The sequence below is a fragment of the Promicromonospora panici genome, from assembly GCF_900608595.1.
In the GTDB taxonomy this organism is placed as follows: domain Bacteria; phylum Actinomycetota; class Actinomycetes; order Actinomycetales; family Cellulomonadaceae; genus Promicromonospora; species Promicromonospora panici.
Genome location: NZ_UWYY01000003.1, coordinates 288,585 through 313,871, shown reverse-complemented (window position 1 = coordinate 313,871; position 25,287 = coordinate 288,585). Strand labels below are relative to the sequence as shown.

The window sequence follows — 25,287 nt, the reverse complement described above, 5'->3', positions numbered from 1 at the left end:
GGTACCCACCGGATCTGTGACAGCTCGGATCAGTCAGAGCCGCGGACCGGCGACCCGCGCGGCCCGTCGGCAGTGTCAGTCACCCCGCATAGGCTTAGGGGCGATGACTTCCCTCTTCGACAGCCTCTCCCTGCCCGGCCTCGACCCCGCGTCGCCCGGCACTGTGTCGCGCCTGCCCAGCACGGCGCCGCGGTGGGACGACGACGCGGCGGGCTCCGGCGACCCGGGCGAGGCGGCCCTGCCCGTGGAGCCGGACTGGCTGGCCGGCCTGCCGCACGAGTCCGAGGCACCGCGGGCTCGCGGGCCCTACGCGCACCTCGACCCGGCCGAGCTGCTGGACGGCCTCAACCCGCAGCAGCGGGCGGCCGTGGTGCACGAGGGCGGGCAGCTGCTCATCGTGGCGGGCGCCGGGTCGGGCAAGACGCGCGTGCTGACCCACCGCATCGCCTACCTGCTGGCCACCGGCCGGGCGCGGGCGGGTGAGATCCTCGCCATCACATTCACCAACAAGGCCGCGGCCGAGATGCGCGAGCGCGTCCAGGGCCTGGTCGGCCCGGCAGCCGGCCGCATGTGGGTCTCTACGTTCCACTCGGCGTGCGTGCGGATCCTGCGCCGCGAGGCGACAACGCTGGGGCTGAAGTCGAGCTTCAGCATCTACGACGCCGCCGACAGCCAGCGCCTCATCACGCTGGTGACGCGTGAGCTCAACCTCGACCCCAAGAAGTACCCGGCCCGCGGGCTGTCGAACAAGATCAGCGATCTCAAGAACGAGCTGATCGACCCCGAGACCTACACGCGGCAGACCGGAGCGAACGCCACCGAGGAGGCGCTCGCGGCGACCGCGGCGGCAGAGGCCGGCGCCATCCGGCGTCCGTGGGGCGGGCAGACGGCGGACGAGCGGAACACGTCGTCGCCGAAGTTCGACCAGGTCCTGGCCGACGTCTACACCCGCTACCAGGCGCGGCTCGCGCAGGCGAACGCGCTGGACTTCGACGACATCATCATGACCACGGTGAACCTGCTCCAGGCGTTCCCGAACGTCGCCGAGCACTACCGTCGCCGGTTCCGGCACATCATGGTCGACGAGTACCAGGACACCAACCACGCGCAGTACACGCTGGTGCGCGAGCTGGCGGGGGTGGGCACCACCGACGACTCCGGGCTGGACCCGGCCGAGCTGACCGTCGTGGGCGACTCGGACCAGTCCATCTACGCCTTCCGCGGCGCCACGATCCGCAACATCCTGGAGTTCGAGAAGGACTACCCGGACGCCACCACGATCCTGCTGGAGCAGAACTACCGCTCCACGCAGAACATCCTGAGCGCCGCCAACGCGGTGATCTCCCGGAACGCCGGCCGCACGCCCAAGCGTCTGTGGACCGACTCGGGTGCCGGGGCCAAAGTCGTGGGCTACGTCGCGGACGACGAGCACCAGGAGGCGCGGTTCGTCGCCGACGAGATCGACAAGCTGGGCGACTCGAACGACGTACGGCCCGGCGACGTCGCGATCTTCTACCGCACCAACGCGCAGTCGCGTGCGCTCGAGGAGGTGCTGGTCCGCGTCGGCCTGCCGTACAAGGTGGTGGGCGGCACGCGGTTCTACGAGCGCCGTGAGGTCAAGGACGCCGTCGCCTACCTGCGCGCGCTGGCGAACGAGGACGACGACGTGAACCTGCGCCGCATCCTCAACGTGCCCAAGCGCGGGCTCGGCGACCGTGCCGAGTCGCTGGTGGCGTCGTTCGCGGAGCGCGAGCGCATCTCCTTCGGCGCTGCCCTGGAGCGCGCCGACGAGATCCCCGGCATGACCAACCGCTCGCTCAAGCCGCTGCTCACCTTCCGCGACATGATGCGGGAGCTGCGTGCGCTCGTCGACCAGGGCGCCCCGCCCGCCGAGGTCCTGGGCGCGGTGCTCGACCGCACCGGCTACCTCGCGGAGCTGCGCGCGAGCGACGACCCGCAGGACGAGGGCCGTGTCGAGAACCTGGCCGAGCTGCACGCCGTGGCCGTCGACTTCGGCGAGACCGACCCCGAGGGCTCTCTCGCGGACTTCCTGGAGCGGGTCTCCCTGGTCGCGGACAGCGACCAGATCCCCGACGAGGACGTCGCCGACGGCGCGGCCGAGGAGGCCCCCAAGAAGGACCAGGGCGTCGTCACGCTGATGACCCTGCACACGGCCAAGGGCCTGGAGTTCCCCGTCGTCTTCCTCACGGGCATGGAGGACGGCACGTTCCCGCACATGCGCTCGCTGCACGACGACTCGGAGCTCGCCGAGGAGCGCCGTCTCGCCTACGTGGGCATCACGCGGGCTCGCGAGCGGCTGTACATCACGCGGTCCTCCGTGCGGGCCGCCTTCGGCATGGCCAACGAGTTCCCGGAGAGCCGGTTCCTGCAGGAGATCCCCGAGGAGCTGTGGGACTGGCGGCGCCGGGAGTCCTCGACCGCGGCGATCCGCGCCGGCCGTGGCGGCTGGAGCGGCGGCTACGGGTCCGGTGGGTACGGGTCCGGCGGGCGCGGCTCGGGTACGGGCTCGACATGGTCCGCGGGCCGGTCGGCGACCTCGCGCACGGGCTCGGCGACGTCGTCGGGCAACGGGCAGTCCAAGCCGTTCGCGCCGGAGAAGAAGGCGGGCGGGAAGAGCGGGTTCGGCGGGATCAACGTCCAGAAGGACATCCCGAGCCTGGAGATCGGCGACCGCGTCACGCACGACTCCTACGGGCTGGGCACCGTCGTGGACGTCGAGGCCAACGCCGTGGTCAAGATCGACTTCGGCAGTAACGGCACCAAGCGCATTGCGCTGAAGTACACGGCGGTCACCAAGCTCTGACCGAAGTCATTCTGGGTTGTCCGGGTGTCGGCCGGGTTTGCATGCGTACCCCGGCGACGTTCGGTACCGTCCGCTCATGGCCCTGACGGACGCCTGGCCTACGACCCCGGTCGCCGGAACGCCTGTTGTCCCGGCGCCGGCCCGGGCCCCGACCCCGCGCCGGAGGCATGCGAACGCGCACGGCCCGCGGATCCCGGGGCTCGACGGGCTACGGGCGCTGGCCGTGGTCGCCGTCGTGGCGTTCCACCTGGCGCCCGCCTGGGTGCCGGGCGGATTTCTCGGCGTGGACGTGTTCTTCGTGGTCAGCGGGTTCCTCATCACCACCCTGCTGCTGCGCGAGATCACGAGCACGAACCGGATCCGGCTGCCCCGGTTCTGGGTGCGCCGGGCGCGCCGGCTCCTGCCCGCCCTCGGGCTCGTGCTCATCACGTGCATCCCGGTCGCACGGCTGGTCGAGCCGGACCTCACGGTCGGGATCGGGCGCCAGCTCCTGGGGGCTCTGACGTTCAGCACCAACTGGGTCGAGATCGCCGCGGGCACGGACTACTTCGACGAGACGCAGCCGGAGCTGCTGCGCATCCTGTGGTCGCTCGCGATCGAGGAGCAGTTCTACCTGCTGTGGCCGGTGCTGCTGGTGGTCCTGCTGGTCACCGTGCGGTCGGCGGCCTGGCGGGTGCGGGTGGTCCTGGCCGCGGCGCTCGTGTCGGTGCTGGCCATGACGCTTCTGTTCACCCCGCTGTACGGGCCGGGCGCGGACCCGACGCGCGTCTACTACGGCACCGACACCCACGCGTTCGGGCTGCTGCTCGGCGCCGCGATGACGCTGCGCTGGGCCAAGGCCTCGCCCGTGCTGCAGGGCGCGCGTGCCCGTGTGCTCCCGCCGCTCGCGCTTGCCGGGCTGATCGCGCTAGTCCTGCTGCTGCGCAGCGACTCGCCGCTCACGTATCCGCTCGGGCTCCTGGCCGCGTCGCTGCTGGCGCTCGTCCTGGTGCTGGCCTGCGACGCGGCCCGCACCGAACCCACCTGGTTCACCGCCCTGCTGGAGGTAGGTGTCCTGCGCTGGGTGGGGGAGCGGTCGTACGGGATCTACCTGTGGCACTGGCCCGTCGTCTGCGTCGTCACGGCGGCGGTGGGGGCGCAGCCCGGAACTGTCTGGTGGGCCGTCGCGATCGGCCTGACGGTCGTGCTGACGGTCGTGCTCGCGGCAGCGTCGTACAGGTGGGTGGAGCTGCCCGTGCGGCGGCTCGGGTTCCGCGGCGCCCTCCGGACGGCGGTCGGTGCGGTGCGGCAGGCCGCCGCCGTGCCGAAGGTCGCGGTGGTGATCACGGTGCTCGCGGTGATGGGGACCGGAGCCGCCGTCGCGTCCGCACCCGAGCGGACGGCGGCCGAGCTCGCCGTCGAGGCCGGCGTCCAGGCCGGCGCGGAGGCGCAGGCCGCGGCCGCCGCGCGGGAGGGGGCGCGCGAACCGGCAGCGCCCGGTGCGCAGGGCCGACATCCGGGCGCCTCGAGAAGTCCGGACGAACCCGCCCCGACGTCGCGCACCAGTCTTCCGGCGGCCGAGCCGTTCGGGGCGAACAAGGGTGCACAGGTTTCCGGGTTCGGCGACTCGGTGCTGTCGGCGGCTCTGCCGGCGATCCTGGCGCGCTACCCCCGCGCCCAGATCGATGCCGTGCCGAACAAGGACTGGCTCGACGCCGAGCAGATGATCCGCAGGGCGAAGCGCGAAGGCCACCTGCGCGACACGGTGCTGCTCAGCTTCGGGACCAACTCGGGCTTCCAGCTCGACGGCTCGCCCGAGGCCGCCAAGCGCGTGCTCGACATGATCGGGCCCGACCGGCGCGTGGTGCTCGTCAACACCGTGGGGATCAGCTACTGGGTGCCGGACGCGAACAAGACCCTCGATCGCGTAGCCGCCGGCCGGGAGAACGTGGTGATCGCGGACTGGCACGCGCTCGTCGGCGAGCAGCCCGGGCTGCTGCACTCGGACGCGACCCACCCGAACATGCAGGGCATCGAGGCGTACACGGACCTGGTGGAGCGGTCGTTCGCGACCCTGGAGTGAGCAAGCTTGGAGTGAGCAGCCTTGGCGCATATCTCCCGCTATAGGCCACTATGTGCGCCATGAGGATCCTGGTCTCCGCCGGCCGGCTGTTCGTCGCGCACTGGCCCGCGCTGCTGACGCTCGGCCTGCTCGGCGTCGCCGTGCGCAACGGCGCCTTGTGGGGCGCCGTCGAGCTGAGCCAGTGGAACTCGTTCGTGGCGCAGCTTCTGCTGATCATGAGCCCGCTCGGGTACCTCATGCCGGTCGTCGGGATGCTGTGGGTCTGCCGGCAGTCTCTGCCGCACCTGCGCGCGGACCCCGGTCCGTACCGGGACGAGAACGACCAGATCCCCGGCATGCTCTCCGGCGCCCCCCGCGCCCCGATGATGCCGTCCGAGGGGCGCGAGCGGCGCCTGATCGACGTCGCCCTGTCCGTGCTGGTGCCCTTCCTGGTGGTCTACGAGGTCGAGGGCCTGATGGACGCCGACCGGGACCGGTTCATCAACGAGGCTGCCGCGGACGAGGCGTTCAACGACATGTTTTCCGCGCAAGGCGTCGATTTCATCTCTCGACTCGGTGTCTGGAACGCCTGGACGCTCCTCGCCATCGTGACAGGCGCGTTCGTGCTGCGCTGGCTGCTCGGCAGGCTGGAGGGCAAGCTGCAGTTTCTCGGCATCGCCGTCGTCGGCGGGTGCCTCGAGATCTACTGGACCAGCCAGGTCGCCGGCCAGATCGAGGTCATCGAGCTGAGCCTGTGGAGCGTGGCGGCGGAGCGCCAGCTCGTGGCGGCCGCCGTCGGCACCGTCGGCGTCGCCCAGGAGGCCGTGGGCGAGACCGGCAACACCGCCGCCGCCTTCGTCGCCGACGGGGTGGTGACGGTCTTCGAGTCGCTCGACGTCGTCCTCGTCGCGCCGCTGGCGTGGCTCGCCATCGGCGCCGTCGTGCTCGGGCACAAGCTGATGGAACCGCCGTCCACCGAGCACCGCTGGCTCGACCGCATGACCTGGCTGCCGCGCGGGCTGCGCTCGCTCCTGGAGTCGCTCACGGAGGACCTGCGCGCCCGGTTCTCCGCCCTGTTGAACGGTCTGAAGCTGATCGTGCACGGTGGCCTCGGTCCCATGCTCGTCTTCTGCCTGAGCTACCTCGTCATGATGCGGGTGCCGCAGGGCATCGGGTGGCTCGTGCGTGCCGTGACCGGTCCCGTCGATAGCGACACTTGGCTTTTTGTGTTCAGCCCCATGGAGTCGGCGGCCGGGCTCGCGCTGGCGCTGGCGCTGGCGGCGGCCCTGATCGCGGCCACCGTCGAGGCGCTGGTCGAGCGCGGCCTGGTGGTCCGGGAGGACGACGACGCCGGTTCCGGCCTCGCTACGGCAGCTCGAACGTCACGTACTCGGGACCCCCGAATGCCAGCCGCACCTGCGTGATCTCGGCGTCGGGGTCGGCCAGCACGAACGAGGTGACGTCCCACTCGGGCTGCTCGCTGACGAAGCCCTCCGCGTCCGGCGTCGAGCAGCGGTTGGAGCTGCCCAGCGCGTCGGTGGTCGACTCCCCGTACCGCGTGCCGTCCTCGGCCACGAGGGCGATCTGGCATCCCGAGAGGTCAGTCTGTGGCTCGGCCACGAAGTGCACCTGCACCTCGTACACGACCGAACCCTCGGGGACCGCGACGGGGTCGCCGTAGCTGGGCGCGGGCAGCGCGTCCACCTGCTCGACGCTCGTCACCGTCGCATCGACCTCCCGGAGCACCGTGGTCTCCGCCCGCTCAGGCACGTCGAAACCCATGTCGTAGTACTCGCCCGCCAGGTGCGCCGGCTCGCCCAGGGCCACCCGGTCCACCTCCTGGTGCAGACCCACGGGCCACCAGAACGCCCACACCCGGAACGACGACGCCCCCGCGGCCACCACTATCGCGATCGGCAGCAGCACCAGCCAGACGGCATTGCGCCGCCCCCAGCTCCTGCGCGGCCGCGGAACCACGTCGTCCGGCGGGATCATGCCGGGCAACATGCCGGGGCGCAGGCTCGGCGCCACGCCCGGCGGTGTTCCCTGACCCGTTCCCGGACCTGGGCCCTGACCCGGCACGGCCGGGGTCACCAGAGTCGTCATCCCTCGCTACCTCCTGCGCTCGCCGGGGCGTAACCCGGCTCCTCGGGCACCACCGTCTCTTCCGCCTCCCACAGCGTTTCGGCCTCGCTCGGCGTGATGCCGAGCTCGATGACGGCGACGGCGTCGCGCCGTTGGTCCGCGTGGTCCTCGCTCTGGCCGCCCCGGGCGAGCCGGACCGTCGCTCCCGCCAGCGCGTCGCGCGGCACGTCGAAGCAATAGGTGGTGCGCCACGCATAGCCTGGCTGAGCGTTGGCCGAGGTCGAGCACCCGGTCAGATCGGTAGGCCAGAACCGGCGGCCCTGCCGGTCGGTGATCTCGGCGCCCAGGAAGCTCGTCTCGCCCTGCGTGGCGCGCCAGGTCGCGTCGACCACGACGAAGGTCCCGCCCGCGGCGGCGGCCTCGGAGAAGCCCGTCAGGGTGTCGGCGACCCGCACATCGGTCACCGTGAGCTCCGCGTACGTGAGGTCGAGCGTCTCGCCGACCTGCCCCTCGACGATGAAGGGCGTATCCACGCCCTTGTCCTGCGGCAGGTATGTCACGAGCGCGCAGCCCGCCGTCACCGCGCCGACGACGAGCGCGGTGCCCTTCCAGGTGATCCGACGCCGTCCGTGCCTCATTGCTGACCCGCCTCGGCGTCCGCTGCCGGCTTGGCGGGCTCGATCGGGATCTGCCCCGTGAAGGCGACCTCGTCCAGAGGGAGCCAGTACTCGTTGTCCAGGCTCGCCGCGCTCTCCTCGATCCACGTGAGCTCCATGATCCGGAGCGGTATCACGTCACCCGAGAACTTGTCGCTCTGCTCCCAGATCAGCGCGACCCGATAGGTCAGGCCGGGGTTGAGGATGATGGGGCTGGTCCCGTCCTTGATGTTGACGATGGAGGCGGACGGCAGCTCCGGCTTCTCAGGCTCGCTGGGAGACGGGCTCGCGGACGGGTCGGCCGACGGGTCGGCGACGTCGGGCGTCGTCCCGGTCCCGGCGCCGTCGTCGGAGTCCGCGCCCAGGTCCTCGAGCGGCACCTCCGGGATGATGCCGACGCTCTCGGGCGCGGGGATCGCCTCGCCGAGCTTGCCGCTGTTCACAGGCACCTCCCCGGTGTTGGTGACGTTCGCGACGACCGCGAGCATGTGGTTACCGGGCTCGGGCACGAGATAGCCGAGCTCGTCCGCGGTGGCGGCCTTCTCGATCGTTACCTCGAAGGGACCCACCTCGACGGGAGTGCCGGCGGTGAGCGGGTCGGCCTGTGCCTCGACCTCGTTCCACGCGCCGAACGGAGAGACGGCGACGAGCGCCGCGACGACGCCGACACCCACGCGCTGCACCGTCGACATGTCGTCGGCGACGGCCGCGACCATGCGCCGGCCGAGCCGGAACGCGAGGTCGGGGCCGTCGTTGCGGGCATGCTTCATGGCGCAAGATCGTAGCGGTGCAAAGCGGGTATTTTGCCGGTGTTCCGCAGCCTGTTGGGTGACGCCCGCTCAGTGCGAGGCAGTGCACGCCGCCAGGAGGGCGACGAGCGCGATGGCGGCCAGCGGGGCGTGCTTCCGTGTTCGTGGCATGGGGAATCCCCAGGGGTTCTGCCGCGGGATGTCCCGGACGTGTCCGAGCGTAGCGTCGAGGACCCGTGCCTCACGAGGATGAACTCGCTGCAGATGAGATCGGTCCATTGCCCTGAGATCGGTCATTCGAAGGACCGATCTCAGGGCAACCGACCGAAGTCGAAAAGCTCGGTCGATCGCACGGCCGTCACGCCGCCTCGCTCGTGCCCTCCGCGAGGTGACGGATGCGGTCCAGGTCGGCGCCGGCGTCGGACAGGATTCTCCGGGCCGGGGACTCGGCGCGCGTCATGCCGAGCAACAGGTGGCCGCCGTTGATCTCCTTGGAGCCCAGGCGGATCGCCTCACGGAGCGCAAGCTCCAGCGACTTCTTCGCGTCGGCCGTGAAGGGGATGTGCTTGCGGCGCCCGCGCAGGGCGCGGCCGGCGCGGGCCAGCGCACCCTCGCCGAACGTGGCCTCGGTGCGCCGTGTCACCTCGTCGAGGTCGATGCCGACGGCGGCCAGCGCGGCCGGGTCGAGCGCGTCGCCCGCCTCGATCTTCGCGCGGGCCTCCGCGACGAGGGCGGCTACGTCGACTCCGCCGTCGGACAGGGCGGTGCGAGCCGGGCCCGGCCTCTCGGCGAGCGCGACGAGCACATGGCGGGTGTCGATCTGGTCGCTGTGCGCCTCACGGGCGACGAGCTGGGCATCGACGACGGCGGAGCGGGCGTCCTTCGTGAACCTCTCGAACATCAGATCCTCCTGTTGTGCTTCTTGTGGACCGCCTGCTTGGACACGCCGAGCGAGTCGGCGATCTCCTGCCACGACCAGCCGAGCCGCCGCGCGCGCTCCACCTGGAGCGCCTCGAGGCGGTCGGCCAGCTCGCGCAGGGCCCGGACGGCGCGCAGCCCGTCGGCGGGGTCGTCCCCGGCGGCGGATGCGACGAGTGCTTGCTGGCTCATGCCGTCAACTATGGTTGACAGGCAACCACCTGTCAACCCGCGTTGACGCCCTTGGCTGTGGGCGGGATCGTTGCGCCTATAACGGGCGTGTCGGCGCAACGGTCGCGCTCACAACCAAGGGCACGTGCTGGTTCGGCGGGGCCCGAAACGCTTGCTGACAGCACTGTAAGTAGGGGTAGTCTCGGCGCGGCCGATGCCAGGGGCGTCGGGCGCCCGACGACGGGCGCACCACGACGAGGGAGTCGTTCATGCACAGCACTCGCATCCTGGGGCGCGTGATCGCCGCACTCACGGCGTTCAGCGCGCTCGTGGCCGGCCCGGCCTTTGCGGCGGTGGCCGGCAGCACCGAACAGGCAGGAGGGTCCGGGATCGTCGGCACATCGACGTCGGACGGCGCCGCCGTCGGTCAGCCAGGGAAGGACTGCACCGTGCCCGCCGGTACGAGCCAGGTCGACGTCGAACTGGACGGCGTCACCTATCCCGTCCGGGTACACGTGCCCGACGCCGAAGCTCGGGTCAGCGCCCGGCCGATGGTGCTCAACCTGCACCCGAGCAGCAGCAACGCGGAGACGATCTCCGAGTACAACCAGTTCGACCTGGCCGCCGACGCCAACGACTTCATCACCGTCGCGCCCAACGGCGTCCTCCCGGCGGCCGACCCGAACCCCGACCAGATCTGGTTCTGGAACGTGCCCGGCGTGCCCACGACGGCCGGCGAGTACCCGCCGGCGGACACGCGCGACGACGTCGAGTTCCTCACCGCCGTCATCGACACCATGGTGGGCCTCGGCTGCGCCGACCCGCGCCGCGTCTACGCGACCGGGTTCTCCGGCGGCGCCCGGATGGCGTCGGCGTACGCGTGCGCTCGGCCGGACAAGGTGGCGGCGATCGCGCCCGTCGCGGGTCTGCGCGCCGGCCGTCCCTCGCCCGACGACCCGTCCGCCGTCGAGCTGCAGTCCTGCCTGCCCGAGCGCAGCGTGCCCGTCATCACCTTCCACGGCGACGCCGACACGGTGAACCCGTACGAGGGCAACACCGACAAGCGCTGGGGGTACACCACCCAGCTGGCCGTGCAGTCGTGGGCGCGGATGAACGGCTGCCGGACCGGGCCGAGCGTCGAGCCCGTCACCGAGCACGTGACCGCCGAGACATACACCACATGCCGCGGCAGGGCCGACGTCGTCCTCTACAAGGTCGCCGGGGGCTCGCACAGCTGGCCGGGCGGCAACGGCGGCGACGCCACGCAGGAAGTCTCCGCCACGGAACTGATCTGGGAGTTCTTCACGCACTACCACCGCTGACCGCGCCCCGCCCGACGCCCGTGCTGCCGAACCGCGACTCCACCTCCTGCCGGCCCCGGAATAACGCCGCTCCGTTCGGAAGCACGGGCGATCCACGGCTACTCTGTACCGGGATGTCTTGACGTCGAGACATCGCTTCAGCCGGGCTCCGGGCGACTACGACGTCCGAGGGCCGCATCCCGATGGAAGGACGCAGCAGGGTGGACCTGTTCGAATACCAGGCGCGCGACATCTTCGAGAAGCACGGCGTGCCCGTGCTGGGCGGGGTTGTCGCGACGACCCCCGAGGAGGCTCGCGAAGGCGCCGAGAAGCTGGGCGGCGGAACTGTCGTCGTGAAGGCCCAGGTCAAGACCGGTGGTCGCGGCAAGGCGGGCGGCGTCAAGCTGGCCCACTCGCCGGAGGAGACTGCCGAGAAGGCCGGCGAGATCCTCGGCATGGACATCAAGGGTCACACCGTGCACCGCGTAATGATCGCGCAGGGCGCCAAGATCGCCGAGGAGTTCTACTTCTCCGTGCTCCTGGACCGGTCGAACCGCAACTACCTCGCCATGTGCTCGGTCGAGGGCGGCGTGGAGATCGAGCAGCTCGCCGTCGAGCGTCCTGAGGCGCTCGCCCGCATCGCCGTCGACCCGGCCGTCGGCATCGACGAGGCCAAGGCCGCGGAGATCGTGGACGCCGCCGGCTTCGCCGCGGACATCAAGGACAAGGTCGCCGAGGTCATCCAGGGCCTGTGGACCGTGTTCAAGGCCGAGGACGCCACGTTGGTCGAGGTGAACCCGCTGGTCAAGACCGAGGACGGCGAGATCATCGCCCTCGACGGCAAGGTCACGCTCGACGAGAACGCCGGCTTCCGCCACCCGGAGCACGCCGAGCTCGAGGACTCGGCCGCCGCCGACCCGCTCGAGGCGAAGGCCAAGGAGAACGACCTCAACTACGTCAAGCTCGACGGCGAGGTCGGCATCATCGGCAACGGCGCGGGCCTGGTCATGTCCACTCTGGACGTCGTCGCGTACGCCGGTGAGCGGCACGGCGGCGTGAAGCCCGCCAACTTCCTCGACATCGGCGGCGGCGCCAACGCTCAGGTGATGGCCAACGGCCTGGACGTGATTCTGAACGACGCGCAGGTCAAGTCTGTGTTCGTGAACGTGTTCGGCGGCATCACCGCGTGCGACGAGGTTGCGAACGGCATCGTGGGCGCGCTCGACATCCTCGGTGACGAGGCGTCCAAGCCGCTGGTCGTCCGCCTCGACGGCAACAACGTCGAGCTGGGTCGTCAGATCCTGACCGAGCGCAACCACCCGCTCGTCACCCTCGCCGACACCATGGACGGCGGCGCCGACCTTGCCGCCGCCAAGGCTGCGGCCGCCGCCTGACCGCCCGCTGAAGACTTCGAAAGCAGAGATTAGAAGACAATGTCGATCTACCTGAACCAGGACTCGAAGATCATCGTCCAGGGCATCACGGGCGGCATGGGTGCCAAGCACACCGCCCTGATGTTGGACTCCGGCGCGCAGATCGTCGGCGGCGTGAACGCCCGCAAGGCCGGCACCACGGTGCAGCACAAGGACGCCTCAGGTGCGGACGTGACCCTCCCCGTGTACGGCACGGTCAAGGAGGCCATGGCCGAGACCGGCGCGGACGTCTCCGTCGTCTTCGTGCCGCCGGCCTTCACCAAGGACGCGGCCATCGAGGCCATCGACGCGGGCATCGGTCTGCTCGTGGTCATCACCGAGGGCGTGCCCGTGCAGGACACCGCCGAGGTGTGGACCTACCTGCAGGGCAAGGAGACCCGGATGATCGGGCCGAACTGCCCCGGCATCATCACGCCGGGCGAGTCGCTGGCCGGCATCACCCCGCACACCATCACGGGCAAGGGCCCGATCGGTCTCGTGTCGAAGTCGGGCACGCTGACCTACCAGATGATGTACGAGCTGGGCGACCTCGGCTTCTCCACCGCCATCGGCATCGGCGGCGACCCGATCGTCGGCACCACGCACATCGACGCGCTCGAGGCCTTCGAGAACGACCCGGAGACCAAGGCGATCGTCATGATCGGCGAGATCGGCGGCGACGCCGAGGAGCGTGCGGCCGCCTACATCAAGGAGCACGTCACCAAGCCGGTCGTCGGCTACGTCGCGGGCTTCACCGCCCCCGAGGGCAAGACGATGGGCCACGCCGGCGCGATCGTGTCCGGTTCGTCGGGCACCGCCGCGGCGAAGAAGGAGGCCCTGGAGGCCGTCGGCGTCAAGGTCGGCAAGACGCCGTCCGAGACGGCGGACCTGATGCGAGAGATCCTCACCTCCCTCTGAGGCTCACCTCCGCGAGGTAGAACCCTGGCGAGGTAGAACTGAGGCGAAGTAGAACTCTGGCGAAGTAGAACTTCAGCACGAGCTGGGGCTCTACTTCGCCCTAGTTCTACCTCGCCCCAGTTCTACCTCGCCAGGGTTCTACCTCGCGGGTTGGGGTGCAAAGTGGGTGTACCTACACCAGAACACCCTGTGAACTCCATATCTCTCCGTGATTTTTCCTGAAGTTCACCCGGGCCACGCCGAGGCAGGTCCACAGGAGGGCAGCGGCACACGGGTGAAGATTGGGCCGTGAGCGCACCACCCCGGCCCAGCGCGGCCACCCGTACTCCCGGCGCACGGACGAGCCGCCCGGCCAGCAGGCCGACCGCCCGCCGCGGGCGTCTGGTCGACGAGCCCGCGTCGCCGGAGCGGGGCCTGTCGCCGCTGTCCCACATCGTCGCCGGCGCCCTGTCGGCCGGTCAGGCTCTGACCCTGTCGCTCGCCGTAGTGGTCCTTCCGGCGGTCGTGGCCTACCTCGTCGGCACGGCCACGCTCGCCACACCAGCCGATGCCCCGGACGACGCCGTCCAGGTGCGCTCCGCCATCGACGTCGCCATGGGCATCTGGCTGCTCGGCCACGGCGTCCCACTCACCGCCGACACGGTGACGGTCTCCCTCGCGCCGCTCGGCATCGCGGCTCTGGCGCTGTTCGCCACCTACGTCTCGGCCAAGCGGTTCGCCACCACGTCGGCACGCGCCTGGCTCGCGGGCGCGGTGACGTACGCCCTGTGCACGACGGCGGTGGCGGCACTCGCGGGCAGCGCACCCGGCTGGTCGCTCGCCGTGGCGGCCCTGGCCGGCCTGGTCATGGGCGGGCTCGGCATGGCGCTGGGCATCCTCGCCCGCCCGGACGCCCCGACCGCCGCGGAGCTCGGCGAACGGGCCGAGGTGCTGGCCCGCCGGGCCACCGGCGTCGACCTGGTGCCCGCGACGCTCCGGCTCGGGCTGCGTGCCGGCTCGGTGGCGGTCGCGCTGCTGCTCGGCGGCGCGGCCCTCCTGGTGGCCGCGTGGGCGCTGGCGGGGCGGGCCACGTCGTCGGACATCATCACCGCCCTCGAACCGGGCTGGACCGGTGGGATCGTGTTCGCCGTGGCCCAGCTCGCGCTCCTGCCCAACCTCGTGCTCTGGGCGGCGTCGTGGCTCGCGGGTCCGGGTTTCGCCGTCGGCGAGGGGACGAGCTTCACGCCGTTCGGCACGATCTCGGGCCCGCTGCCCGCGATACCGCTCCTCGGGGCGCTGCCCGGCCAGGACTGGGCCAACCCGGTCAGCGCCTGGGTGCCCGTGCTGGTGGTGGCCTGCGGGGTTACGGCCGGCCTGTTTGCGTGGCGGAGGCTCGAGCCGTCGCTGGTCCAGTGGTCCGACGTCGGCTGGGTGCTCGGCGGCATCGTGTGCGTGCCCGCGGTGCTCATGCTGCTGGGGCAGTGGGTCGCCGCGGGTGCGGGCGGCCCCGGTCGCCTGTCCGACGTCGGCGCGAACCCGCTCATGTCCGCCGGACTGGTGGCGCTCGAGGTGGGTGGTGGCGCGGCCGCCGTCGTCCTCGGCGGGAAGCTCGACGCCGTCGGCCTGCTGGGGCGGGTGCGCGATGCGGCCGACGACGCCGGGAGGGGTCCCGAGAGCGCCGTGGTCGACTCGCCGCATGACGAAGGACCAGGAGACGACGCCCCTGACCGGTCCGATGGACCCGGCGAGCCCGGAGGACCAGCTCCCGCGTGATCCGGCGGCGATCATCCGCGCGTGGGGGCGCGGCGCGAAGCGGTTCCTGGCCCGGCGGTGGCGGATCGTGTTCGTGGCGGCCGTCGCCGTCGTGCTGGTCGCCACCGGTGGTGTTGTCGTCGCCCTGCGGGCCGAGGCGTCACGGCTGGTGAACGAGGCCGACGCCCGGCACGCCGACGGAGACTGCCAGGACGCGATCGAGGCGCTCGACGAGCTGGGACCGCTGCACCGCCTCGTGGCCGGCGACGTCGTGGACTCCTCGGTGCAGGGTCGTCGCGCGTGCTCGGTGCTCCTCGGCGCGACCAGCACCGACGGGGACTTCGAGCCGGACGGCCTCGACGAGTACCTCGGGCACCCCGGAGCGCGGTGGGCGCACGCGGGCATCGTCCGTGCGGAGCTGCTCTTCAACCTGTCGGCCGGTAGCGGGAACGGCGGCTGGGACGCTCCTGGCCGCGACCCGGAGGGAGCCCTGGAGCAGCTGGTCGAGACGCTCGCGGCGCACCCCGAGGAGTCGGCATCCGTGCGCGAGGTGATGTCGACGTACGTCGGGAGGTTCGACAAGGACTGGTTCATCAAGCCGACCGAGTACCCCGGGTACACCGAGCCGCTCGACGAGGAGTCAGTGGCGTCGGATGCCTGCGCGGCCCGGGAGGAATACCTGTGGCTGCACGACGGCGGGTGGACCGAGCCGGAGCTCGCCGAACCGATCGCCTCGACCGGTGACCAGGGTGACGATCTGCTTGCGGGCTGCGCACAGGTGAAGCAGGCCGACGGGAAGCTGACCGCCGCGCGTTCCCTGTACGAGGACTACCTCAAGTCGTACGCCGACGCGCCCGGCGCGAGGACGGTGCGGAAGGTGCACGACGAGCTGGTGGACAGCATCCGGCACAAGCAGATGCGCGACCGCGCCGTCGCCAACGCGGATCACCCGGCGGACGGGTCGAACCTCGACGCGTGCGGGGACGCGCGGTGCCAGGTGAGCGTGACGTCGGGGACCACGATCCCGGTCGGCGGGCCTGGCGGGCCGTACGAGCTCCACGTCACGGTCGCGGGCGGTCCCGTCGATCTCTCGCTGGGCGGGCTGTTCTACTCGTACTCCACCACCGGCGGGAGCTTCGTGTCTGGCGACGGGTACGCGACGTGGAGCAGCGGGCCCCGGGGCGAGCTGACGCTCAACAACAAGGTCGCCGTAGGTGTGGACGCCGTCCGCGGAGACCGAGCGACCTTGAGCGTGTGGCAGGTCGACTGACAGCTCGCGCCACCGGACCGCACTCCCGCGCCACTGGGGGCGCTGGGAGGGCGGGCCGGCGGCCACGTAGGCTGGGACTCGTGCAGACGCCCTCCGGTCACCCCGTCGAATCCAGTTCCGCCAAGCGCCTGGTCGTGCTCGCCTCGGGCGGCGGATCCAATCTCGCCGCGCTCCTGACCGCGCACGACGACGCGGCCTACGGCGCGCGCGTGGTCGGCGTCGTGACGGATCGCCCGGACGCCGGCGCCCTCGATCTCGCGCGGGACGCGGGCGTGGCGTCCGCCGTCGTCGCCATGAAGGACTTCGACGACCGCGCGGCCTGGAACGACGGCATCCTCGAAGCCGTGTCGGTGTTCCAGCCGGACTATCTGGTCCTGGCGGGGTTCATGCGCATCCTCGCCCCGAGCGTCGTGCGGAAGTTCGAGGGGCGCATGATGAACACGCACCCTGCCCTCCTGCCGAGCTTCCCCGGCGCGCACCCCGTGCGCGACACGCTCGCCCACGGCGTCAAGATCACCGGCTGCACGGTGCACCTGGTCGACGACGGCGTGGACACCGGCCCGATCATCGCCCAGACGGCGGTGCCGGTCCTCGACGCCGACGATGAGCCGACCCTGACCGAACGGATCAAGGTCGCCGAACGCGCGCTGCTCGTCGAGACCGTGGGCCGCATCGCCCGCGAGGGGCTGTACGTGGCGGGCCGCAAGGCCTCGATCGGCCGCTGACTCGCCGGTCTTCCGGGAGTGGACATTTCACCCGCGAGGCACACCTGACCGTTACGTTGTGCGGCGTGACCGCAGAGACCTCGACAGCAGCCTCGACCGAACCTCCGTCGCCGGACGTCCCGCTCCGGCGTAACCGCGCCTACCTGCTGCTGACGACCGGGCGGTTCGCGCAGGCGATCGGCGCGGGCGTCGGCACGTTCGCGATACCGCTGCTGGCGTTCGAGGTCACGGGCTCGGTGGCCCAGGCGGGCCTGATCAGCGGCATCGGCCAGGTGGGCGCGCTGGTCGCCACGCTGCCCGCCGGCGTCGTCGCGGACCGGGTGAACCGGCGTCTGCTGCTGGTGGTCGCCGCCGCGACCGGCACCGCGCTGTGGGCCACGGTCGTCGCGGCCGGCGTGACGGGCGCGCTCAGCGCCTGGCACCTGGCGGCGGTCCTGTTCGGCTCCTCGATGGTGAGCGCGTTCGTGAATCCGGCGTCGGGCGGCGCGCTTCGTGCCGTCGTGCCCGCGGCGCAGATGGCGAACGCCATGGCGGTGAACCAGGGCCGGATGGCGGCGGTGGGCCTGTTCGCGGGGCCTGTCGGCGGGTTCCTGTACGGGATGGCCCACGTGCTGCCGTTCGTGGCGTCCGTGGTCGGGCACGCGATCGAGGTGGTGGCCATCTCGTTCGTACGCGAGCCGCTCAATCGTGAGCGGACAGGGCAGACACATCCGCTGGCCGACCTGCGCGACGGGCTGCGCTTCGTGGGCGCCGTCCCGCTCTTCCGGGCGGTGCTCGTGCTGATCACGCTGCTGAACCTCACCTCGATCGCGCTGCTGGTCGCGATCAACCTGGAGCTGGTGCGCACCGGCACCGACCCGCGACTCATCGGACTGGTCGACGCGTGCGCCGGCGTCAGCATGCTCTCGGGCGCGATCGTCGCAGGCCCGATCGTGCAGCGCACCCGCGTCGGCCGGTTCGGGCTCCTGACGATCGGTGTGCTGCTCGTCGCGCTGGCTGTCATGGCGCTCGCGCCGACGTACTGGGTGTTCGTCTCGATGCTGGCGGTCGGTGTGTTCCTCTACCCGGCGCTCAACGCAGGTTTCACGGGCTACCTCACGGTCATCATCCCGGACCACATGATGGGCCGGGCCACGTCGCTGCTCGGACTGACGGGCCTGATCGCCGCGCCGGCCGCGCCCGTGGTGGGCAGTGCGCTCCTCGAGGGCTGGGGCATCGGCGCCACGCTGTGGGCGATGGTGGGCGCGATGGCGTGCGTCCTCGTCGCCCTCTGCTTCGTCCGACCCATGATGCGAATCGGCAAGCCCGACACATGGCCCGACGACGTGCTGGAGTGGCCGGCCGGCTCCTGACGCTCGGGAAGCAGGAGGCCGGGAGCCTCGATACGGTGGATTGCCTCGATCCTCGGAAGTTCGCAAGTCGGCAGTTGCTCCGATCGGACGAGAAGTCCGCTGAGAGGAGACACATGTCTGAGGACCACAGCACGGGTACGCAGGTTGCTGCCCCGGAGCCGGCCGGAAGGCGCAAGCTGATCCCGGCACCGTGGGTCTTCTACCCGGCGGCCGGGCTGCTGGTCGCGTTCGTGGTGATCACCGCGATCATCCCGGAGCAGATGGGCGATCTTATCGCGACGGCGAACGACACCGTCGTGCAGGACCTCGGCTGGTACTACATCGGCCTGGTCGCGGCCTGCGTCTTCTTCGCCATCTGGATAGCGGTGTCGCCGATGGGCACCATCGTGCTCGGCAAGGACCCCAACGACGAGCCGGAGTTCAGCATCCGCTCCTGGTTCGCCATGCTGTTCGCCGCCGGCATGGGCATCGGACTGGTCTTCTGGGGAGTCGCGGAGCCGCTCAACCACTACAGCGTGACTCCGCCGGGGGCCAGCGCCGGAACACCCGCTGCCGCCGCCCGCTCCGCCATGGACGTCACGTTCCTGCACTGGGGCCTGCACGCCTGGGCCATCTACGTGGTGGTCGGTCTCGCCATCGCGTACTCCGTGCACCGCCTGGGCAACCCCGTCTCGATCCGCTGGGCGCTCAAGCCGCTGCTCGGCGACCGCATCAAGGGCTTCTGGGGCGACGTGATCGACGTGATCGCCGTGCTGGGCACGCTGTTCGGCGTCGCGACGTCGCTCGGCCTGGGCGTGACCCAGATCGGGGCAGGGCTCGGATACCTCGAGGTGATCGACGAGCCCACCACCTGGCTACTTGTCCTGCTGATCATCGTCATCACGGCGATCGCCGTGACGTCCGTGGTCACGGGCGTGGACAAGGGCATCAAGTGGCTGTCGAACATCAACATGGGCCTGGCCGCGGCCATCCTGGTCTTCGTGCTGATCGCCGGTCCCACGGTGTTCATCCTGAGCGACTTCATGACCCAGGTCGGCTCGTACCTGCAGAACTTCTTCATCCTGACGTTCAACGCCCGCCCGTTCCAGGAGGAGGGAGCCGCGTGGCTCGGCGGCTGGACCACGTTCTACTGGGGCTGGTGGATCAGCTGGGCGCCCTTCGTCGGCGTCTTCATAGCCCGCATCTCGAAGGGCCGCACGATCCGCCAGTTCGTGACCGGCGTGCTCCTCGTGCCCACCCTGGTGACCTTCCTGTGGTTCTCCGTGCTGGGTGGCACGGCCCTGCACCGGGAGGTCTTCGGCGAGGGCGGCCTGATCGCCGAGGACGGCTCGGTCAGCACGAACACCGCGCTGTTCCAGCTCTTCGACACGCTCCCCGGCGCCACGATCCTGAGCGTCCTCGGGATCACCCTGATCGTCATCTTCTTCGTCACGAGCTCGGACTCGGCATCGTTCGTCGTCGACATGCTCTCCTCGGGCGGCGACCCGAACCCGCCGAGGTGGAGCCGCGCGTTCTGGGGCTGCGTCGAGGGTGCGGTCGCGGCGGTGCTGCTCGTCGTGGGTGCCCAGGCCGCGGCGGCCGACCCGGAAGCGGGCATCGACCCGCTGAGTGCGCTGCAGACCATGGCGATCCTGCTGGCTCTCCCGTTCAGCGTCGTCATGGTGCTGCTGGCCGTCTCGACGGCGAAGGCGGTCCTGAAGGAGCAGAGGGTGCGCCAGCAGAAGCAGCGCGAGTGGTTCGCGGAGCGCGTCGCGGAACATATCGAGAATCGCTCCTAGCGCTCCCCTCGACGACTACCTCGGCAGGGATGTCAGACGGCGGACCAGCCGCCGTCCGAGGCGATGATCGCGCCGTTGAGGTTCACCGAGTCCTTCGACAGGAGGAACGTGATGGAGGCCGCGAGCTCCTCCGCCGTCGCGAGGCTCGGGATGTTGCCCTGGTACGGCCGCAGGACCGCGGCGCCGAAGTCGGCCGCGGCCGGCACGGGGATTCCGGTCAGGACACCGCCGGGTGCGACGGCGTTGGTGCGGATGCCGCTCTTCGCGTACATCACCGCGGTCGACTTGGTCAGTCCGACCACCGCGTGCTTCGACGCCGTGTAGGCGACGCCGGCGGACGAGCCGCGCAGCCCAGCCTCGGAGGCGACGTTGACGATGCGCCCGTCCTTGGCCTCCAGCATGCTCGGCACGACGGCGCGGGTGAGCCGCATGGTGCCCTCGAGGTTCACGCGCAGCACACGCTCCCACAGGGCGTCGCTGACCTCGTGGACCGCGGACGAGTCGTCCATGATCCCGGCCACGTTGGCCAGCGCGTCGATGCGGTCGCCCGCGGCGAGGACGATGCGGGCGACGTCGTCCTGGTCGGAGATGTCGCCGGCGACGGGAATCACCTCGGCCCCGGACGGGAGGCCGGTCAGCGCGGCGGCGAGCGCCTCGAGTTTTTCCTTGGAGATGTCCGCGGCGACGACCCGCCCGCCCTCGCGTGCCACGCGGGTCGCGACAGCCCGGCCGATGCCGGACGCCGCACCCGTGACGATCACGGTCTGGCCGGCGAAACGGCCCGCGGTGACCCGTTCGACCCAGCCGGCCGGCTGCCCGCCGTCGGCGTCCGCCTGAGCGGCCTCGTCGGGCGCGGCCTCCCGGTAGGCGGCGATCAGCCCGTCGAGCGCCTCGGCGGGGAACTTGCCGCCCGACAGCTCCACGAGCTGCGCCAGCGGCAGACTGCGGGCGGGCGCGAGTGAGTCGGGCGTCGCCCCGCCCTGGGCGAGGAACCCGGCGAGGATCTGGCCACCGACCGGGTGGTCGAGCCACTCGCCGACGGTGGAGTGAACGGTCAGTGCCATGGTGTGCTCCTGGGACGGGATAGGTACCGGACAACAGTGTCCGGTACCTAGAATAGCGCTATGACCGGTGTACTTCGCGACCCTCGGCGCGGTGGCCTCCCACGCACTCCCGCGCGCCGCGGGGGTGCGCCCAACCTCGGGCCGCGCGCTGCGGCGGGCAACCGCGCGGCACTGCTGGCGGCGGCTCGTGAGGTCTTCGGGTCCGCCGGGACCGGCGCGCCGCTCAGCGCAGTCGCCAAGCGTGCGGGAGTCGGGCAGGGCAGCCTCTACCGGCACTTCCCGGAGCGGCTCGACCTCGTGGTGGCGGTCTTCGAGGAGCAAATCGTGGCGGTCGAGGAGCTCGCCGCCACCTCCGGCGTCGGGCTGCCGGAGCTGCTCGGGCTGGTCACGCGGCACGCCGTCGACTCCGTCGCGTTCGTGGACCTCGTGCGGCCGGGCGTGTCCGACGGGCGCCTGGAGGCCCTGGGCGAGCGGGTCGCCGTCGTGCTGGCGACGCGGCTGGACGGTGCGATCGCTGAGGGCGAGGTCCCGCCCGGTACGACGCCGGAGGACCTGCTGCTCGCGGTCTCGATGGTGGCCGGCGGGCTGTCGGGCGTCGACGAGGCCAGCCGCCTGCAGACGGCGCTGCGCGCCTGGGAGCTGTTGAGGTTCGAGGTGCGGATCCCCGCGGCCGCGGAGGGCTGACGGCGCGGCGTTACACCGGGCTGACAGCCCGGCGGACCGCCTCGCGCAGGAACTCGCGCCGCCGCTCGTGCTCGGCCGGGTCCTCGTCGGCGTGTGCCGCGTACACGTTGCTGACGGGAGACCAGGCCATGGACATGGCGATCACCATGGCCATCACGTCGAACGGGTCACCGGGCACGACGACCCCGGCCTCCTGCGCCGCGGCGATGGCGGCCAGCTTTTCGGCGTCCATGCGCTCGGGCTCGGCGACGAGGTGGCCCTGGGGGCTCCGCTCCAGCCGCGACCACGTGGCCAGGCGGACGATCTCGGGGCGCGCGAGGTACTCGTCGTAGAGCCGCACCGCCCACCCGGGCAGGTCGTTCGCGTCGATGGTCGCCAGGTCGACGATCTGGCGGAACGACGCGGCCAGGACGGCGTCGAACAGCTCGTCCTTGGTGCCGAAGTAGCCGTAGAGCTGGGCCTTGTTCGTGCGGGCTGCGCTCGTGACCCGCTCGATCCGGGCTCCGGCGAAACCGAACCGGGCGAACTCTTCCGTCGCGGCGTCCAGGATGCGCTGCCATGTCGCCTCGCCGCGCGCGGTGAGGGGCTTCCGGTCTGCCACGTGGTGACCATACCGCCCGTGCCCGGGCTCGTCGGTACCGAACCGCGCTTGCCCTGCTCCGACGGACTGCCGTAGTCTCCAAATAGACAGAACGGTTGGTTTGTTTTGGAAGGAGCTTGCATGCGTAGCACTACCGGCTACGGGGCGCGCCGCCCCGACGAGGAGCTCGCGCTCCGCACCATCGAGCGCAGAGACCTGCGCCCGGACGACCTGGCGGTCCGCGTCAGCTACTGCGGGGTCTGCTTCAGCGACCTGTCGGCGCTGGCCGCGCTGCCGGACCGGGACGGGAACGAGCTGGTGGTCCCCGGGCACGAGTTCGTCGGCGAAGTCGTGGCGACCGGCTCGGACGTCACGAGGTTCCGGATCGGCGACCAGGTGGCGGTGGGCAACATCGTCGACTCGTGCGGCACCTGCGCGATGTGCCGGGCGGGGCAGGAGAACTTCTGCACCGAGTTCCCGACGCTCACCTACGGCGGGCGCGACCGGTACGACGGCAGCACGACGCTCGGCGGCTACTCCAGCGAGTACGTGGTGCGGGAAGGCTTCGCCTATCACCGCCCCGAGAATCTCGATCCGGCCGCCGTCGCGCCGCTGCTGTGCGCCGGCGTCACGGTCTGGGAGCCGCTGCGCCGGTGGGGCGCCGGCCCCGGCATGACCGTCGGGGTGGCGGGCCTCGGCGGCCTCGGGCACCTCGCGGTGCGCCTCGCCAAGGCGCTCGGCGCGCGCGTCGTCGTGCTCACCCGGTCGGCCGGCAAGGCTGACGACGCCCGGCGGCTCGGCGCCGACGACATCCTCGTCACCAGCGACGAGCAGGCGCTGGCCCGCGCGGCGAACGGCATCGACCTGCTGATCGACACCATCTCCGCTCTGCACGACGTCGGGAAGCTGCTGCGCCTCGTGGCGCTCGACGGCACCCTCGTCTCGCTGGGCTACCTGGGTCCGGTCTCGCTGGAGACCATGGATCTGCTGATCGGCCGCAAGAGCCTGGCGTCGGCCGGCAGCGGCGGGCGACCCCGCACGCAGGAGCTCCTCGACTTCTGCGGTGAGCACGGCATCACCGCCGACGTCGAGGTGCTGCCCTCCGCACGGGTGTCGACGGCCATGCGCCGGCTCGCCGCGAACGACGTGCGCTACCGGTTCGTGCTGGACCTGTCCGACCTGCCAGCGGCGTGACCGCCGCGAGGTCGGCGAGTTGTCCGGGCGTGGGCGCAAGAACCCGGGCTGGTTCCCCGCACCGCTAGACTGGACGCGGCCGTTACTGGCGAGGGTGGGTCACCACCGGGGAGCGGCCGAGCGACCCGTGATGCGCGCCGCCCGCCTGGGTGCCAGGGTTTTCCGCGAAGCTACCTCCGAGGAGAACCGCCATGTCCGGCGCCCCGTCCACACCTGACGTCCAGCTCACCGACGACTCCCAGCGCCCCGTCCGGCGCGCCCTGCTGAGCGTCTACGACAAGTCCGGCCTGATCGAGCTCGCCACCGCGCTGCACGACGCCGGGGTCGAGCTGGTCTCCACCGGGTCCACCGCATCGAGGATCGCCGACGCCGGCATCCCCGTCACCCCCGTCGAGCAGCTCACGGGCTTCCCCGAGTGCTTCGAGGGCCGGGTCAAGACGCTCCACCCGCGCGTGCATGCCGGCATCCTCGCCGACACCCGCAAGCAGGACCACCTGACCCAGCTCGCCGAGCTCGAGATCCAGCCCTTCGAGCTCGTCGTCGTAAACCTGTACCCGTTCGCGGCCACCGTCGCATCGGGAGCCGGCCCGGACGCCGTCGTCGAGCAGATCGACATCGGCGGGCCGTCCATGGTGCGCGCGGCCGCGAAGAACCACCCGAGCGTGGCAGTGGTCGTCGACCCGAACGCCTACTCCGCGGTGGTCGACGCCGTCCGCGCCGGCGGGTTCACGTACGCGCAGCGCAAGGCGCTCGCCGCCGAGGCGTTCGTGCACACCGCGACGTACGACGTCGCCGTGGCCTCCTGGATGAGCAGCGTCGTGTCGCCCACGGACGAGGTGACGGTCGAGGGCGAGCCGCAGCACTCCGGGTTCCCCGCCTGGGTCGGCGGCACCTGGGACCGCGCCGACGTGCTCCGCTACGGCGAGAACCCGCACCAGCGCGCCGCCCTGTACACGCGCGGCGACGGCGTCACGGGCCTGGCCCAGGCCGAACAGCTGCACGGCAAGGCCATGAGCTACAACAACTATGTCGACGCCGACGCGGCGTGGCGTGCCGCCTGGGACCACTCAGGCCCCGCCGTGGCGATCATCAAGCACGCCAACCCGTGCGGGATCGCCGTCGGCGCCGACATCGCCGAGGCGCACGCCAAGGCGCACGCGACGGACCCGGTCAGCGCGTTCGGCGGCGTGATCGCGGCCAACGGCGTGATCACGGCGGCCGCGGCCGAACAGATTGCCCCGGTGTTCACCGAGGTCGTCGTGGCAACGGGCTTCGAGCCGGAGGCGCTGGAGATCCTGCAGGCGAAGAAGAACATCCGGCTGCTGGTCGTGCCGGAGGCGCCGTCCGGCTCGGTGGAGACCCGGCCGATCTCGGGCGGGCTGCTCATGCAGGCCACCGACCGGTTCCAGGCCGACGGCGACGCCCCGGAGAACTGGACCCTCGCGACGGGCACGGCGGCATCGCCCGAGGTGCTCGCCGACCTCGCCTTCGCCTGGAAGGCGGTGCGCGCCGCCAAGTCGAACGCGATCCTCCTGGCGCGCGATGGCGCGGCGGTCGGCATTGGCATGGGCCAGGTGAACCGCGTCGACTCGTGCCGCCTGTCGGTCGAGCGCGCCAACACCCTGGCCGACGGCGCCGAGCGCGCCCGGGGCGCCGTCGCGGCGTCGGACGCGTTCTTCCCGTTCGCGGACGGCCTGCAGGTGCTGCTCGACGCCGGGGTGACCGCCGTCGTGCAGCCGGGTGGCTCGATCCGCGACGACGAGGTGATCAAGGCGGCTGAGGCAGCCGGGATCACCATGTACCTGACGGGCACGCGCCACTTCGCCCACTGACC

General features: G+C 71.3%; 21 protein-coding genes and 1 riboswitch. Of the genes, 14 read left to right on the top strand and 7 right to left on the bottom strand.

All coding sequences use genetic code 11. The features are described from left to right. Positions 1-103 precede the first annotated feature (103 nt). The 3 genes from EW117_RS04870 (at position 104) to EW117_RS04860 (ending at position 6,289) form a co-directional block, all read left to right on the top strand. The gene (locus EW117_RS04870; RefSeq protein ID WP_129784247.1) at positions 104-2,824 is read left to right on the top strand and encodes a UvrD-helicase domain-containing protein; all 2,721 of its coding nucleotides are present in this window, start codon (positions 104-106) and stop codon (positions 2,822-2,824) included. 76 nt (positions 2,825-2,900) lie between these two features. After that, a complete protein-coding gene (locus tag EW117_RS04865; RefSeq protein ID WP_129784245.1) occupies positions 2,901-4,886 on the top strand; it encodes an acyltransferase family protein in 1,986 nt (661 codons plus the stop codon). Positions 4,887-4,945: 59 nt separating this feature from the next. Continuing rightward, positions 4,946-6,289, top strand: a complete 1,344-nt coding sequence (locus EW117_RS04860) for a hypothetical protein (RefSeq protein WP_129784243.1) — start codon at positions 4,946-4,948, stop codon at positions 6,287-6,289. Here EW117_RS04860 and EW117_RS04855 read toward each other — a convergent pair. From EW117_RS04855 to EW117_RS04835, 5 genes are all read right to left on the bottom strand, one after another. Continuing rightward, positions 6,231-6,971 (bottom strand): hypothetical protein, encoded by a 741-nt coding sequence (locus EW117_RS04855; RefSeq protein WP_129784241.1) that lies wholly within the window; start codon positions 6,969-6,971, stop codon positions 6,231-6,233. The genes EW117_RS04860 and EW117_RS04855 overlap by 59 nt on opposite strands. Next, on the bottom strand, positions 6,968-7,588 hold the full coding sequence (locus EW117_RS04850) for a DUF4352 domain-containing protein (RefSeq protein WP_129784239.1): 621 nt from the start codon (positions 7,586-7,588) through the stop codon (positions 6,968-6,970). Before EW117_RS04850 ends, EW117_RS04855 begins: the two co-directional genes overlap by 4 nt. Then, positions 7,585-8,376 carry a hypothetical protein gene (locus EW117_RS04845; protein WP_129784237.1) on the bottom strand — a complete coding sequence of 264 codons (792 nt, stop codon included), beginning with the start codon at positions 8,374-8,376 and terminating at the stop codon, positions 7,585-7,587. The genes EW117_RS04850 and EW117_RS04845 overlap by 4 nt, the downstream gene beginning before the upstream one ends. 337 nt (positions 8,377-8,713) lie before the next feature. Next, the gene (locus EW117_RS04840; protein WP_129784235.1) at positions 8,714-9,256 is read right to left on the bottom strand and encodes a Clp protease N-terminal domain-containing protein; all 543 of its coding nucleotides are present in this window, start codon (positions 9,254-9,256) and stop codon (positions 8,714-8,716) included. Further along, entirely contained in the window at positions 9,256-9,465 is a 210-nt protein-coding gene (locus EW117_RS04835) for an RNA polymerase subunit sigma-70 (RefSeq protein WP_129784233.1), read from the bottom strand. Before EW117_RS04835 ends, EW117_RS04840 begins: the two co-directional genes overlap by 1 nt. 248 nt (positions 9,466-9,713) lie before the next feature. Between EW117_RS04835 and EW117_RS04830 the strand changes: the two genes are divergently transcribed. The 8 genes from EW117_RS04830 to EW117_RS04795 all read left to right on the top strand — a co-directional run bounded on the left by EW117_RS04830 (position 9,714) and on the right by EW117_RS04795 (position 19,931). Next, positions 9,714-10,766: a CE1 family esterase gene (locus EW117_RS04830; protein ID WP_129784231.1), complete on the top strand. Its 1,053-nt coding sequence runs from the start codon at positions 9,714-9,716 to the stop codon at positions 10,764-10,766. Between the two features lie 200 nt (positions 10,767-10,966). Then, positions 10,967-12,139, top strand: coding sequence for an ADP-forming succinate--CoA ligase subunit beta (gene sucC / locus EW117_RS04825; protein ID WP_129784229.1), 1,173 nt, complete (start codon positions 10,967-10,969; stop codon positions 12,137-12,139). 39 nt (positions 12,140-12,178) lie between these two features. Continuing rightward, the gene (sucD, locus tag EW117_RS04820; protein WP_129784227.1) at positions 12,179-13,075 is read left to right on the top strand and encodes a succinate--CoA ligase subunit alpha; all 897 of its coding nucleotides are present in this window, start codon (positions 12,179-12,181) and stop codon (positions 13,073-13,075) included. A gap of 288 nt (positions 13,076-13,363) precedes the next feature. Continuing rightward, a complete protein-coding gene (locus EW117_RS04815) occupies positions 13,364-14,827 on the top strand; it encodes a cell division protein PerM (protein ID WP_207211749.1) in 1,464 nt (487 codons plus the stop codon). Beyond that, the gene (locus EW117_RS04810; protein ID WP_129784225.1) at positions 14,751-16,076 is read left to right on the top strand and encodes a hypothetical protein; all 1,326 of its coding nucleotides are present in this window, start codon (positions 14,751-14,753) and stop codon (positions 16,074-16,076) included. Before EW117_RS04815 ends, EW117_RS04810 begins: the two co-directional genes overlap by 77 nt. An 80-nt stretch (positions 16,077-16,156) precedes the next feature. Then, a complete protein-coding gene (purN, locus tag EW117_RS04805; protein ID WP_129784223.1) occupies positions 16,157-16,801 on the top strand; it encodes a phosphoribosylglycinamide formyltransferase in 645 nt (214 codons plus the stop codon). A gap of 65 nt (positions 16,802-16,866) precedes the next feature. Beyond that, positions 16,867-18,153, top strand: coding sequence for an MFS transporter (locus EW117_RS04800; protein WP_129784221.1), 1,287 nt, complete (start codon positions 16,867-16,869; stop codon positions 18,151-18,153). 113 nt (positions 18,154-18,266) lie between these two features. After that, complete coding sequence (locus EW117_RS04795) at positions 18,267-19,931, top strand: BCCT family transporter (RefSeq protein WP_129784219.1); 1,665 nt, start codon at positions 18,267-18,269, stop codon at positions 19,929-19,931. 32 nt (positions 19,932-19,963) lie between these two features. Here the strand turns inward: EW117_RS04795 and EW117_RS04790 are convergent, their stop codons facing one another. Continuing rightward, positions 19,964-20,995, bottom strand: a complete 1,032-nt coding sequence (locus tag EW117_RS04790; RefSeq protein WP_129784217.1) for an SDR family NAD(P)-dependent oxidoreductase — start codon at positions 20,993-20,995, stop codon at positions 19,964-19,966. 60 nt (positions 20,996-21,055) lie between these two features. Here EW117_RS04790 and EW117_RS04785 point away from each other — a divergent pair, with 60 nt between their 5' ends. Further along, positions 21,056-21,679: a TetR/AcrR family transcriptional regulator gene (locus EW117_RS04785; protein ID WP_129784215.1), complete on the top strand. Its 624-nt coding sequence runs from the start codon at positions 21,056-21,058 to the stop codon at positions 21,677-21,679. Between the two features lie 10 nt (positions 21,680-21,689). Here the strand turns inward: EW117_RS04785 and EW117_RS04780 are convergent, their stop codons facing one another. Beyond that, complete coding sequence (locus EW117_RS04780) at positions 21,690-22,280, bottom strand: TetR/AcrR family transcriptional regulator (RefSeq protein ID WP_129784213.1); 591 nt, start codon at positions 22,278-22,280, stop codon at positions 21,690-21,692. A gap of 120 nt (positions 22,281-22,400) precedes the next feature. Here EW117_RS04780 and EW117_RS04775 point away from each other — a divergent pair, with 120 nt between their 5' ends. Both EW117_RS04775 and purH read left to right on the top strand, forming a co-directional pair. Continuing rightward, positions 22,401-23,453, top strand: a complete 1,053-nt coding sequence (locus tag EW117_RS04775) for an NAD(P)-dependent alcohol dehydrogenase (protein ID WP_129784211.1) — start codon at positions 22,401-22,403, stop codon at positions 23,451-23,453. Positions 23,454-23,524: 71 nt separating this feature from the next. Further along, positions 23,525-23,611: riboswitch (ZMP/ZTP riboswitch) on the top strand. Between the two features lie 33 nt (positions 23,612-23,644). Continuing rightward, a complete protein-coding gene (gene purH, locus EW117_RS04770; protein ID WP_129784209.1) occupies positions 23,645-25,285 on the top strand; it encodes a bifunctional phosphoribosylaminoimidazolecarboxamide formyltransferase/IMP cyclohydrolase in 1,641 nt (546 codons plus the stop codon). Positions 25,286-25,287 lie beyond the last annotated feature (2 nt).

Bases quoted from the DNA above. Each gene is read 5' to 3' on its own strand.
- EW117_RS04870 (WP_129784247.1), top strand. From the start codon at position 104: ATGACTTCCCTCTTCGACAGCCTCTCCCTGCCCGGCCTCGACCCCGCG.
- EW117_RS04865 (WP_129784245.1), top strand. From the start codon at position 2,901: ATGGCCCTGACGGACGCCTGGCCTACGACCCCGGTCGCCGGAACGCCT.
- EW117_RS04860 (WP_129784243.1), top strand. From the start codon at position 4,946: ATGAGGATCCTGGTCTCCGCCGGCCGGCTGTTCGTCGCGCACTGGCCC.
- EW117_RS04855 (WP_129784241.1), bottom strand. From the start codon at position 6,971: ATGACGACTCTGGTGACCCCGGCCGTGCCGGGTCAGGGCCCAGGTCCG.
- EW117_RS04850 (WP_129784239.1), bottom strand. From the start codon at position 7,588: ATGAGGCACGGACGGCGTCGGATCACCTGGAAGGGCACCGCGCTCGTC.
- EW117_RS04845 (WP_129784237.1), bottom strand. From the start codon at position 8,376: ATGAAGCATGCCCGCAACGACGGCCCCGACCTCGCGTTCCGGCTCGGC.
- EW117_RS04840 (WP_129784235.1), bottom strand. From the start codon at position 9,256: ATGTTCGAGAGGTTCACGAAGGACGCCCGCTCCGCCGTCGTCGATGCC.
- EW117_RS04835 (WP_129784233.1), bottom strand. From the start codon at position 9,465: ATGAGCCAGCAAGCACTCGTCGCATCCGCCGCCGGGGACGACCCCGCC.
- EW117_RS04830 (WP_129784231.1), top strand. From the start codon at position 9,714: ATGCACAGCACTCGCATCCTGGGGCGCGTGATCGCCGCACTCACGGCG.
- sucD (WP_129784227.1), top strand. From the start codon at position 12,179: ATGTCGATCTACCTGAACCAGGACTCGAAGATCATCGTCCAGGGCATC.
- EW117_RS04810 (WP_129784225.1), top strand. From the start codon at position 14,751: ATGACGAAGGACCAGGAGACGACGCCCCTGACCGGTCCGATGGACCCG.
- EW117_RS04795 (WP_129784219.1), top strand. From the start codon at position 18,267: ATGTCTGAGGACCACAGCACGGGTACGCAGGTTGCTGCCCCGGAGCCG.
- EW117_RS04790 (WP_129784217.1), bottom strand. From the start codon at position 20,995: ATGGCACTGACCGTTCACTCCACCGTCGGCGAGTGGCTCGACCACCCG.
- EW117_RS04785 (WP_129784215.1), top strand. From the start codon at position 21,056: ATGACCGGTGTACTTCGCGACCCTCGGCGCGGTGGCCTCCCACGCACT.
- EW117_RS04775 (WP_129784211.1), top strand. From the start codon at position 22,401: ATGCGTAGCACTACCGGCTACGGGGCGCGCCGCCCCGACGAGGAGCTC.
- purH (WP_129784209.1), top strand. From the start codon at position 23,645: ATGTCCGGCGCCCCGTCCACACCTGACGTCCAGCTCACCGACGACTCC.